The organism is Bradyrhizobium nivariense (assembly GCF_029846695.2).
Classification (GTDB): domain Bacteria; phylum Pseudomonadota; class Alphaproteobacteria; order Rhizobiales; family Xanthobacteraceae; genus Bradyrhizobium.
This window is the reverse complement of record NZ_JARWCR020000031.1, coordinates 82693-93324: the sequence shown is the minus strand read 5'-3', so window position 1 is coordinate 93324 and position 10632 is coordinate 82693. Positions and strand designations below refer to the sequence as shown.

At 63.8% G+C, this 10632-nt stretch carries 11 protein-coding genes; 4 read left to right on the top strand and 7 right to left on the bottom strand.

What is annotated here, in order from left to right; genetic code table 11:
* Nucleotides 1-184: 184 nt before the first annotated feature.
* A complete protein-coding gene (locus QCM77_RS24370) occupies nucleotides 185-1540 on the top strand; it encodes an FAD/NAD(P)-binding protein (RefSeq protein WP_279685242.1) in 1356 nt (451 codons plus the stop codon).
* On the opposite strand, the gene QCM77_RS24365 is transcribed toward QCM77_RS24370, so the two are convergent.
* The 4 genes from QCM77_RS24365 to QCM77_RS24350 all read right to left on the bottom strand — a co-directional run bounded on the left by QCM77_RS24365 (nucleotide 1533) and on the right by QCM77_RS24350 (nucleotide 5449).
* A complete protein-coding gene (locus QCM77_RS24365; RefSeq protein WP_279685241.1) occupies nucleotides 1533-2315 on the bottom strand; it encodes a class II aldolase/adducin family protein in 783 nt (260 codons plus the stop codon). The two genes, QCM77_RS24370 and QCM77_RS24365, sit on opposite strands and share 8 nt — an antisense overlap.
* 16 nt (nucleotides 2316-2331) lie before the next feature.
* The gene (locus tag QCM77_RS24360) at nucleotides 2332-3324 is read right to left on the bottom strand and encodes an NAD(P)-dependent oxidoreductase (RefSeq protein WP_279685240.1); all 993 of its coding nucleotides are present in this window, start codon (nucleotides 3322-3324) and stop codon (nucleotides 2332-2334) included.
* A gap of 140 nt (nucleotides 3325-3464) precedes the next feature.
* Nucleotides 3465-3848 carry a 4Fe-4S dicluster domain-containing protein gene (locus tag QCM77_RS24355; RefSeq protein ID WP_279685239.1) on the bottom strand — a complete coding sequence of 128 codons (384 nt, stop codon included), beginning with the start codon at nucleotides 3846-3848 and terminating at the stop codon, nucleotides 3465-3467.
* Entirely contained in the window at nucleotides 3845-5449 is a 1605-nt protein-coding gene (locus QCM77_RS24350; protein ID WP_279685238.1) for an FAD-dependent oxidoreductase, read from the bottom strand. The genes QCM77_RS24355 and QCM77_RS24350 overlap by 4 nt, the downstream gene beginning before the upstream one ends.
* 503 nt (nucleotides 5450-5952) lie before the next feature.
* Between QCM77_RS24350 and QCM77_RS24345 the strand changes: the two genes are divergently transcribed.
* Genes QCM77_RS24345 through QCM77_RS24335 form a run of 3 tightly spaced genes read left to right on the top strand, consistent with a single transcriptional unit; the run spans nucleotide 5953 to nucleotide 8594 of the window.
* Nucleotides 5953-6960, top strand: coding sequence for an ABC transporter substrate-binding protein (locus QCM77_RS24345; RefSeq protein ID WP_279685237.1), 1008 nt, complete (start codon nucleotides 5953-5955; stop codon nucleotides 6958-6960).
* A gap of 1 nt (nucleotide 6961) precedes the next feature.
* Complete coding sequence (locus QCM77_RS24340) at nucleotides 6962-7777, top strand: ABC transporter ATP-binding protein (protein ID WP_279685236.1); 816 nt, start codon at nucleotides 6962-6964, stop codon at nucleotides 7775-7777.
* Nucleotides 7770-8594, top strand: a complete 825-nt coding sequence (locus QCM77_RS24335) for an ABC transporter permease (protein ID WP_279685235.1) — start codon at nucleotides 7770-7772, stop codon at nucleotides 8592-8594. The genes QCM77_RS24340 and QCM77_RS24335 overlap by 8 nt, the downstream gene beginning before the upstream one ends.
* A gap of 18 nt (nucleotides 8595-8612) precedes the next feature.
* On the opposite strand, the gene QCM77_RS24330 is transcribed toward QCM77_RS24335, so the two are convergent.
* From QCM77_RS24330 to QCM77_RS24320, 3 genes are read right to left on the bottom strand one after another with little or no spacing between them, the layout of a single operon-like run.
* Nucleotides 8613-9479, bottom strand: a complete 867-nt coding sequence (locus QCM77_RS24330) for an NADPH-dependent oxidoreductase (protein WP_279685234.1) — start codon at nucleotides 9477-9479, stop codon at nucleotides 8613-8615.
* Nucleotides 9480-9536: 57 nt separating this feature from the next.
* Nucleotides 9537-9788, bottom strand: a complete 252-nt coding sequence (locus tag QCM77_RS24325; protein WP_279685233.1) for a hypothetical protein — start codon at nucleotides 9786-9788, stop codon at nucleotides 9537-9539.
* A 29-nt stretch (nucleotides 9789-9817) separates the two neighbouring features.
* Entirely contained in the window at nucleotides 9818-10615 is a 798-nt protein-coding gene (locus tag QCM77_RS24320) for a MetQ/NlpA family ABC transporter substrate-binding protein (RefSeq protein ID WP_279685232.1), read from the bottom strand.
* Between the last annotated feature and the right edge of the window lie 17 nt (nucleotides 10616-10632).

The window sequence follows — 10632 nt, the reverse complement described above, 5'->3', positions numbered from 1 at the left end:
ATAGCCACCCCGCGCCGGGGTAACCCGGCGCCAAGCCGAACACGACATCCAACCTCCAGCGCTCCGCCCCGACAGCGACCGAACAAAGACAAGAAAACTCTCGACTTCATAGTTTTTCAGCAGACTGCTAGAACCGCTCGCAGTCCTGCGACGTTGACCGACCGATGAAAACGGGGGCGGCACGATGGGTCCTGAGGGGCGGCACGCGATGATCGTCGGAGGGGGCGCGAGTGGCGCCCTGATGGCGTTTCAGCTCCTCAAGGCCTCTCCGCCGGGTCTTCGCGTCACACTGATCGAGAAGCGGCCGGAGATTGGCCGAGGCCTTGCCTATCACGCAGGCAACCCCGAACATCTCCTCAACGTTCGCGTATCGAACATGAGCGCGCTGCCTGACGATCCCGGGCATTTCTGGAACTGGCTATGCACGCGACCCGATGGGCCGATGTGTCCTGATCCCTACTGCTTCGTTCCTCGCCAGACCTATGGCGACTATCTCGCCGACCTGATCGCGCCACTGACCTCCCGCGACGGAACGCGGGGTCTCACGATCTTGCAGAACGAGTGCATCGCAATTGGTGAAGCGCCATCCGGCGTCGCGGTGACGCTGGCTGACGGGACGCTACTGACTGGCGCCATTGCGATTCTCGCGACTGGCCATGACGCCGCGGCGTCGCGCCTGCCCGGCCATGTCGACCCATGGATCGCTCCCGCTGCCGCCGGCATCGACAGCAACGCAACCATGCTGATCCTCGGCACGGGTCTGTCGATGGTCGATTATGTGCTGTCGCTGCTCCGCCATGGGCATCAGGGGCCGATCGTCGCCCTGTCGCGGCGCGGACTGCTGCCGAGAGCCCATCGCCGCGTCGATCCAATGCGCCTCGTCGAGAGCGAAATTCCGTTCGGTGCCCGGATCGGCGCCCTGCTGCACTGGTTTCGTCGTCGTACCGAGACCCATGTCGCCGAGAGCGGCGACTGGCGTAGCGCGATCGACGCCATCAGGCCCCACACCCAGCGGCTCTGGCGGGAGTTGCCGCTGGAATCGCGGCGCAGATTTCTGGAGCACGCCCGCGCCTGGTGGGACGTGCATCGCCACCGGACGGCGCCCGAGGTCGAGACCCGCATCGCGGAGGCGCTCGCGACCGGTCGTCTGACCGTCGTCCCCGGCAAGCTCGGGACCGTTACGCAGGTCCAGAACGGTATGCGCGTCAGCTATCGCAGACGCGGCCAGAGCGAACTGTCCGAGCTTCAGGTCGGCGCGATCGTGGACTGCACCGGCATCGTCAAGGACCCGGGCGCCAGCGACAACCCCGCCGTGCGCAGCCTGTTCGACAACGGCCTTGCGCGGATCGATCCGCTCAGGATCGGCATCGAGGTCACAAATGACTGCGCGATCGTCGACCAGCATGGATCTCCCTCGCGCCGTCTGTACGCCATTGGCCCGCTCACGCGGGCCGCATTCTGGGAGATCATTGCTGTGCCCGATATCCGGCAGCAATGCTCAGAGCTCGCTGTCCGACTCGCGAGCTCTGCTCCTAGTTGAACAGCTCCGGTTCCGCCTCGGTGATCCAGTCCCACAGCGGCTGGAAGCTGAAATAGCCGCCCTTGTGCGTGCCGACCTGCCGCGAGGTCAGGCTGGCCACCTCGTGCGGAATCGGCTTTGGCTTGCCGGCCGCCTCGGCCAGCAACTGGGCGCGCGCGGCATTGTCCATCGCGATGTACCACCACGCCGCGGCCTCGATGGTCGGTCCTACCGTGAGCAGGCCGTGGTTTTGCAGGATCGCGGCCTTCTTCGATCCCAGCGCCTGCGCGATCTTGCGGCCCTCTTCCGCCTCCAGCACGACACCTGAGAACGGATCGAACAGCACGTGATCCTCATAGAAGGCGCAGGAATCTTGTGTCAACGGATCAAGAAGTCGGCCGAGCGCCGACCAGGCCTTCCCATAGGTCGAGTGTGTGTGTGCGGCTGCGATCACCTCGGGATGCGCCGCATGAATGGCCGAATGGATCACGAATCCGGCCTGGTTGATCGGCTTGTCGCCGATCAGGATATTGCCGTCATGGTCGACGAGTTGGAGGTCGGACACCTTGATCTGGCTGAAATGCTTCGACAGCGGGTTGATCCAGAAGCGCTCCGGGAATTCCGGATCGCGCACGGTGACATGGCCCGCAAGGCCCTGATCGAAGCCATAGCGCGAGAACAGCCGGAACGTCGCGGCGAGACGCTGCTTGCGATGCAGCCTCTCCTCCTCAAATGTCGCCGCCGGTGTACGTTCGACCAGGGAATATTTCTTGGGCTTCTCGACGACCTTGTTCATTGTTGCGGTTCCTTTTCTAGTATTCGAGAGTCTTGTCGAAGACGTCGGCCAGCGCCACGCCATGCGCATAGGCGTCGAGATTCACCAGCGTCTTGTCGGCCAGCCGCTTGACATCCTCACCCCCGGTCCACGAGACATGCGGGGTGAGGACGATTTTGGGATGGTCGTAGATCGGATCGCCATCCAGCGGCGGCTCAGGATCGGTGACGTCGAGCGTGGCGCCGGCAATCCGTCCCTCGTCGAGCGCCTGCAGCAGGGCCTTCTGATCGATGATCTTGCCGCGCGCGACGTTGATCAGATGCAGCGATGGCCTGGCGCGCGCCAGCACGTCGGCGTTGATCAGATGGGCTGTCTTCGTCGTCGCAGGGAGCGCAAGCACGAGATGATCGGAGACTTCGACCAGTTGCTCGATACTGTCCACGGGCTGGATGCCGGGAAGCACGTAGGGCCAGGTCGACCGCCGCAGAACCCTGATATCGACGCCGAACGGCTTGACCCGCTCGGCAACCGCACGGCCGATCGCACCAAAACCGGCGATCCCGATCGTTTTGCCGCTGAGCGAGCCCAGCGGGGCGATCTTCCATTGCTCACGATTGCGCGGGCGGATCGCATGGATGCGCTTTTCGAAGCCAAGGATTGCCGCGAGAACATATTCCGCAATCGGATCGGCCGAGATGCCGCGGCCGACCGTGACCACGGGCCCGTCGAGCAGCCACGCCGGAAAGAAGTCGATCCCGGTGGACGCGGTCTGGATCCAGCGCAGGCCGAACGGCCAACCCGCGGGCTTCTCCGCAGGCGCCTTGTGCCAACCCGCCAGCGGCCGCGTCAGCAGCACGTCGGCCTCCGGCGCGACTTCCCACGCCGCGCGATCGGCGGGGTGATCGATGATCAGCGGGCGCGACCAGTGATCGGCGAGCGCGGCACGAACCTCCGCACCGAGCTGATTGACGATGATCGGCGATCGCACGCTGGTGGAAGCGCGCTTGCTTTCAATACGGGGAGTGTTCATGTCACACGTTCATGATGGCTTTGATGCGGACATGCTAGGCGCATGACGCAAGATAGTCTTTTCAAAGATGGCGGGCATCCTGTAACAACAGGACGACGCTCCTCGGCCGGGCATATGAATTCGTCTCTCATGTGCCTCTGCTATTTCCCGTCGACGGCGTCGCGCTGCTTCGCCTTCGCTTGTGCCGCAGCCTCGCCGGCGCGGCGGAATACGTTCTCCATCAACCATTGTTCGTTGGGAAAATGCTCCGCCCATTCATCCCAGCCGGAGTGCTTGCGGTATTGGCCGAGACGCCCGGATGCCACCACGTCTGCCTCGCTCACGGCGACGCGGCGATCGCAGTCGGGCGCGACATAGATCGCATCCGCGCGACAATACAGCTCGCACATGAAGCAGGTCTGGCAGTCCTCGACACGCGCCAGAACCGGCTGGCCGGCGCGGCCGGGATCGAGCACGTTGGCCGGGCAGACCTCGATGCATGCTCCGCAATCCGTGCAACGTTCCGCGACAATGAGCTCGATCATGACACCGCCTCGAGTTGACCGGGTTGGATCGCCGCTGACGGACGATCCGGCGTGACCCAGACCTGGTCCAATCCGCCGCTAAGCAGGCGCGCGGCTAATCGCAGATCCTGGGCGGGATAATCCTCACGACGGTGAAGTCCCCTGCTCTCATTACGTGCAGCCGCAGTGGCGACCGACCAGCGTGCCGTTGCTACGAGCGCCGCGGCCTCACGCAAGGCGACTGTTCCCGCGTGCCCATGATCCGCCACTTCGCCCCAGAGATCCTCGAGCACGCGCGAAGACGCCGCAAGTCCGGGGCCGGTGCGGAACAGGTTCTTGTCAAACGGATGCATCTCGGCGCGCACACCGTTGCGGATCGCAGTGATGTCAACCGCCTCCGGCCGCCCGCCCGGGTGAAGCCCCGCACGGCCAAGCGGCCGAAGCTTTGTGGCGCGTCCCTTCACATCGCGCGCCACGCGCGCAGCCGCGCGTCCGGCGAATACGCCGGATGATAACGCCCAGGCCGAATTGACGTTGCCGCCGCCGGAGATCGCGCCCGCGACTTTCTCGCGCGATGCGTTGTCGCCAGCCACGAACAATCCCGGTACCGATGTCGTACCATCCGTATCATGCACCCGCACGCCGCCGATGCCACGGATGGTGCCGTCATTATGCAAGGTAACCTCGAAGCGGTCGCGGTAGGGATCGACGCCCCAGCGGTCGAACACAAGCGGCACGTTGGGCGAGATCGTATGCATCCTCGCCTTGATGTCATCAGGCAGACGATGCAGGGAACAAGTGACAGGCCCGCGCTGCAACGCGCGAGCCAGGCGAATGGTCTGGTCAGGACCAAACGGCAGATCCAGCTGGCGCCCGTTGGCGTCGTAGTAGGACGCGAAGGAATAAGCCATGCTGCGCGTCATCGTCGAATGCGCCGGCGCGATGGTGTAGGCGGCGGTGAATTCCATGCCGGACATCTCTGCGCCAGCCTCGGCCGCCATCAGATAGCCGTCACCCGTGTTGGTTTGCGATCCCAGGAGGTGCGACAGAAAACTGGTGCCGCCGGCCGCGAGCACCACCGCACCGGCCTTGATCCGATAGGACCGGCCGCCGTCTTGCCGGCGCAGGCCGCGTGCGCCACCGATCGATCCATCCGAGCGCGCCAGCAGCTCGATAACAGGGGACTGATCGAGAATGGTGACGCCGTGGCCGAGCACCTGCCGACGCAACGCGCGCATATATTCCGGCCCGCGCACCGCGCGATGGTTGACACGGCCTTCGTCGTCGACGCCGAACTGGTAGTATCGCGCAAGCGTCGGCAATGTACGCCAAGTTTGATCGAGGATGCGATACATCCATTCCGCTTCACCGAGCCCGAGGCCGGCGGCAATGCGATTGGCGACGGCCGCATCGCGAGCCGCGGCAGGATCCGGCGGCACCCACCAATGGCCCGGCCCCGCGGCGGCCGTAACGCCGCTGGTGCCGCAATAGCCCTTGTCGGCAAGAATGACCTTCGCACCGGCCTGCGCGGCCGAGGCCGCCGCCCATGCACCCGCCATTCCACCGCCGACGATCAACACGTCTGCCGTCAGTGACAATTCTTCAAGCGACGACGAAACCATTGCTCCTGCCTCCGGGCGACACCACAGCAAATTCGTCGGCCCCGGAGCAATGCCAGGTGCAGAAAGACGACGCCTATCGAGACATGTTTGTGCCGGGCGAGACGCGCGTCAATGAAAGGTAAAACTCTTTTCGACGCCTATCGCGGATGACTCGTGCCGCCATTGACGATAGCGGCGAGACGGCCGTCTCGCCGTAGAACAGACTTCTCCGGACGTTGCGGTCAACGAGAAGCGCTTTCCCGGAGCGGCATCGACGGCGGTCTGTAATATCGCACCAAGAACAACAAGCACGCATTTAGCCGCGTCGAGAACACGCTTCTTCGCGTGAAGAGAATTTTAGAATAGAACCTCTGGCAAACGCAGCTTGCTCAGCGCGTATCTTTCGAAGATCGCGCCGTGACATCAGTCCACTGGACCGGTCGCGGGATTTCCTGACATGTGATCCTAAAAGGCCGGGACATCCCAGGTAACGGCCAATCGAACGTGAGCTCGAGAAACACAGAATGATTGCATCGAAGTCCTTTTACGCCGCGGCAGTCGCCCTGGTGATGACGGCCAGTGCCACCACGGGCGTCCGCGCCGAGACGGACCAGCTTCGCATCGCCCAGCAGTTCGGCATCGCCTATCTTCCGCTCATCGTCGCCAGTGAAAAGGGCCTGATCGAACAGGAATCCAAGGCGCTCGGCATCACCCCGCCGAAGATCGAATGGCTCCGGCTCTCCGGTGCTGCAGCCATGAACGAGGCGCTGATTTCGGGAGGCCTCGACTTCGCGACGGCAGGCATCACGCCGATGATCCTGACGTGGGACAAGACGCGGACCACCGCCAAGATCATCGGCGTCGCTGCGCTCGGCTCGATGGCCAATATCCTGACGACCAACAACCCGAACATCAAGACGCTCGCGGATTTCACCGAGAAGGACCGGATTGCCCTCCCCTCGGTCAAGGTCGGCTTCCAGCCGATCGTGCTCCAGATGGCGGCGGACAAGGCGTTCGGCAAATACGACAAGCTCGACGAGCTCACCGTCAGCATGCCCCATCCGGACGCGACGGCGCAGATCCTGTCGGGACGCTCGGAGATCACCGCCCATTTCACCTCGCCGCCGTTCTCGCAACAGCAACTGGCGAGCGGCAAGGTGCATCAGGTTCTCAACAGCTACGACGTGCTCGGCGGCCCCCACACCTTCAACGTGGTCTATTCGACCACGAAGTTCGTCAACGACAATCCGAAGACGATCCAGGCGTTCGTCCGCGGGCTCGACCGCGCCAACGAATGGATCAAGGCCAACCCGAAGGAAGCCGCTGCCCTTTACATCAAGGCGGAGGGCTCGAAGCTCGCGCCCGATTTCGTCGAGAGCATCATTCGCGACAAGGACGTCAACTTCACGACGGCTCCGGAAGGCGCCCAGAAGTTTGCGAATTTCGAGGCAAAGGTCGGCCTGATCAAGCAGGCGCCGGCATCGTGGCGGGACCTGTTCTGGTCAGGCCTCGGAGAGAAGCCTGGAAGCTGAGATGAACGTCGCTTCGCGACTGACCGGTTTCGCCGGCGATAACGCGTCGTGGGCGTTGCTCGAGCTCGATCACGTCAGCATCAGCTATCCAACGCCGGACGGCATCCTCACGGCGGTCGAGGACGTCAGCTTCACGATCTCAGCCGGCGAGCGGCTGGTGCTGCTGGGCCCCTCAGGCTGCGGCAAGTCTACGCTGCTGCGTGCGGTCGGCGGCTTCCTCAAGCCCAGCGCCGGCGAGCTTCGGATGAACGGTCGACGGATCGGATCCCCGGGCCCCGACCGCATGACCGTGTTTCAGGAATTCGACCAGCTGCTGCCGTGGCGCACTGTGCTCGGCAATGTGCGCTATGCCCTGGAGCGGGGAAAATCGCTACCGCGCCGGGATGCGGAGGATAACGCTCGTCGCTGGCTCGAGCGCGTTGGGCTCAAGAATTTCGTCGACGCCTTTCCCCACACGCTGTCAGGCGGAATGAAGCAGCGCGTTGCCATCGCGCGAGCGTTCGCGCTGGAACCGGCGCTGCTGCTGATGGACGAACCCTTCGCCGCACTGGACGCGCTGACGCGCCGCCAGATGCAGGACGAGTTGCTCAAGCTGTGCGAGGAAACCGGAAACACCGCCTTGTTCGTGACGCATGGCATCGACGAGGCGATCCGTGTCGGGACCCGAATCCTGGCCCTGACACCGCATCCCGGCCGGCTGGCGGCGACCTTCGATGTTCCACCCGACAGCCGCGCGCGCGGCACCGCGAGCTTCGCCGAGCTGGAGCAGCGGATTCAGCAGACGGTTTTTGCCGCCCCGGAAACCAGCCATGTCTGACATCGCAGCTCCCAAACTGGTCCGCGCATCCGCGCGGCGGCGCGCATTTTCGGACACGCCCTGGCGGCGCATCATCATCCTCGCGGGCTTCGCGCTGGTCTGGGAGCTCTATGCGCGCTGGCTCGACAACGCGCTTCTGCTGCCGACCGTTGGCGCGACGCTGTCGGCGTTCTGGTCGGCGATCCTGTCGGGCGAGTTACCCAATCGCACACTGACCTCGCTGCGGGTTCTCATCACCGGTTACGCGATCGGGGTCGCCATCGCGGCAGCACTCACCACTCTCGCCGCCTTGTCGCGCTGGGGCAATGAGGCTCTTGGCCTGTTAACGTCGATGTTCAACCCCCTTCCGGCCATCGCGCTGCTTCCCATCGCACTGTTGTGGTTCGGTGTAGGAACGCCCAGTCTCGTCTTCGTCATCGTGCACTCGGTTCTGTGGCCGGTGGCCCTTGCCTGCTATGGCGGCTTCCTCGCGGTACCGCCGACCCTGCGAATGGCCGGCCGCAACCTCGGCCTCTCCGGTGCCCGATTCGTCGCGGAGATTTTGGTCCCTGCGGCGTTTCCCCAGATCCTGTCGGGCCTGCGGATCGGCTGGGCATTCGCCTGGCGCACGCTGATCGCGGCCGAACTGGTGTTCGGCGTCAGCGCCCGCTCCGGCGGGATCGGCTGGTTCATCTACACCAATCGTGCGCAATTGGAGACCGCGAGCGTCTTTGCCGGGCTGCTCACAGTGATCCTGATCGGTCTCCTCGTGGAAGGCGTGATCTTTCGGACTCTGACGCGGATTACGGTACAGCGCTGGGGGCAGGTGCAAGCTTGATGCGCGACCAGCCACGCCTCACTTGAGCGGAAACCCCAGCGCACGCACCTCTTCAACGAGGCGATCGCGGCCATTCAGGGAGCGGACCGAGCCGAGCCGCTTCAGCACGGCCTCGACCCAACCGATCGCTGGCAGACCTTCGCTCGTTTGAAAACCGCGGAGCGTCACGTCATAGGCCGCGATGCCCGTCTCGTCGCCGGCATCGGAATAACGTTCATGATGGATCACGACGTCCTGACGCAGGCGCGGCTTGACCCGCGCGGGCCTCGTCTCATCTGGATAGCCGATGCAAAGGCCGAAGGCTGCGACTACGTTCGGCGGCAATCCCAGCTCTTCGGCCACCGCGCCGGGCTTGTTGCGGATCGCGCCGATATAGACCGACCCAAGGCCGAGCGACTCGGCGGCCACCACCGCATTCTGCGCGGCCAGCGCCGCGTCGATGACCGCAACCAGGAAAGTCTCGAGAAACTGCAAACCCTCATCCGGATGCTCGGAGCGCTTCGCGAGGCGCTCAGCCCGCGACAGATCGGCGAGCCAGACCAGGAATAGTGGCGCTTCGACAATGTGCTTCTGCCCGCCCGCAAACTCGGCGAGACGCGCCTTGCGGCCCTGATCCTCCACCACGACCACGCTCCAGGTCTGGAGGTTCGACGAGGATGGCGCCGATTGAGCGGCCGCCACCAGCGTTTCCACCGTTCGCGCCGGAACGGGATCGGGGCGATAGGCTCGCACCGAACGATGTGCGAGCAGATTTTCCAGCACGCCATTCCAGGCCTCGCCGATCTCGGGCAGGTCGCTTCCGTACCGGGCGCGCAAGGCCCGTATCACGGCTTCGATCCTGGACGGTCCGGGGACCACTTTCAGGCTGGGCTTGGCGTCACTCACGAGCTTCTCCTGTCGGCTGGTATCACGCTTCGACATCGAAATGTTTGATTCAGAACGCTACCCGACGCGGGCAACGAGGACGTCAGCCATGACATCCGAGAATTCGGTCGACATCTCATGGAAGGCGACAAGTTCCTGAACTGTTGCAACGCGAGGATGATGGTTTGAAGTCTTGGAGCCGGGTCGACCCAGGCAGGACCGGCCGATCGCCCGCGCGAACCATGACGAGCGAACGATCTGTATCGCTTGCCCCTTGCTTCCGGCCGCGAACGCAAGACTCATGCGATCGATGTCGACGACATAGATCATGACGCCACTACCTTGCGCAGTGTGACCACCTAGCTGCCAAACCCTGCCGGAATGAACGCCGGAATCTTCTCCTCGATGAACTTCTTGACCTCGGGCGAATTGAACACCTGGATGAAGGCCTTCAGGCGCGGATCGTCTTTCTTGTCCGGACGAGCCGTGAAGCGCAGCACCAAACCTTCATCAACGGTGCGATCGATGATCAATGCGGATTTGGGATCGCCGCCGGCCGGAATGAGATACGTGATGTTGACCAGCGCCAGCGTCACATCATCCAGAGATCGATAGGTCTGCGCCGGATCGAGTTCGACGATCTTGAGGCTTTTGGGATTTTCGGTGATGTCGAACTTGCTGACCGAAAAGCCCTTGCCCGGCGCCAGCTTGATCAGCCCGGCCCGCTCGAGCAGGATCAGCCCGCGCGCGCCGTTGAGGGGCTCATTCGGAATGGCGACGCTGTCGCCGGACTTGATCTCTTCGAGCGTCTTGATCTTCTTCGAGAACAGGCCGACCGGCGCGATCACGCCGACCTTGTCGGCCTGCACCAGATTGAAGCCGCGCTGCTTGTTCTGGAGCGCCAGATAGGTTGCGTGCTGGAACAGATTGGCATCGACCTCGCCGCTGTTGACGACCTCGTTCAGCGCCACCCAATCCGACAGCTCGACGATTTTGACGTCCTGCCCCTTTTCCTTGGCGAGCTTGGCGGCAAAGGACGCCAATTGCCCAACCGGGCCCGCGCTGGTCGCGATTTTGAGCGGCTCGGCGGCGAAGGCGGCTGCGGCGAATGCGAGCCAGAGACCGGCGGCCTGGGCGGTACGACGAAGCATTTTCATGGTCTCAAATTCCCGTT

What these genes read in the sequence shown, in the direction of transcription:
- QCM77_RS24335 (WP_279685235.1), top strand. Translation starts at nt 7,770, where the DNA reads ATGTCTGACATCGCAGCTCCCAAACTGGTCCGCGCATCCGCGCGGCGG.
- QCM77_RS24320 (WP_279685232.1), bottom strand. Translation starts at nt 10,615, where the DNA reads ATGAAAATGCTTCGTCGTACCGCCCAGGCCGCCGGTCTCTGGCTCGCA.
- QCM77_RS24370 (WP_279685242.1), top strand. Translation starts at nt 185, where the DNA reads ATGGGTCCTGAGGGGCGGCACGCGATGATCGTCGGAGGGGGCGCGAGT.
- QCM77_RS24360 (WP_279685240.1), bottom strand. Translation starts at nt 3,324, where the DNA reads ATGAACACTCCCCGTATTGAAAGCAAGCGCGCTTCCACCAGCGTGCGA.
- QCM77_RS24350 (WP_279685238.1), bottom strand. Translation starts at nt 5,449, where the DNA reads ATGGTTTCGTCGTCGCTTGAAGAATTGTCACTGACGGCAGACGTGTTG.
- QCM77_RS24340 (WP_279685236.1), top strand. Translation starts at nt 6,962, where the DNA reads ATGAACGTCGCTTCGCGACTGACCGGTTTCGCCGGCGATAACGCGTCG.
- QCM77_RS24325 (WP_279685233.1), bottom strand. Translation starts at nt 9,788, where the DNA reads ATGATCTATGTCGTCGACATCGATCGCATGAGTCTTGCGTTCGCGGCC.
- QCM77_RS24345 (WP_279685237.1), top strand. Translation starts at nt 5,953, where the DNA reads ATGATTGCATCGAAGTCCTTTTACGCCGCGGCAGTCGCCCTGGTGATG.
- QCM77_RS24355 (WP_279685239.1), bottom strand. Translation starts at nt 3,848, where the DNA reads ATGATCGAGCTCATTGTCGCGGAACGTTGCACGGATTGCGGAGCATGC.
- QCM77_RS24365 (WP_279685241.1), bottom strand. Translation starts at nt 2,315, where the DNA reads ATGAACAAGGTCGTCGAGAAGCCCAAGAAATATTCCCTGGTCGAACGT.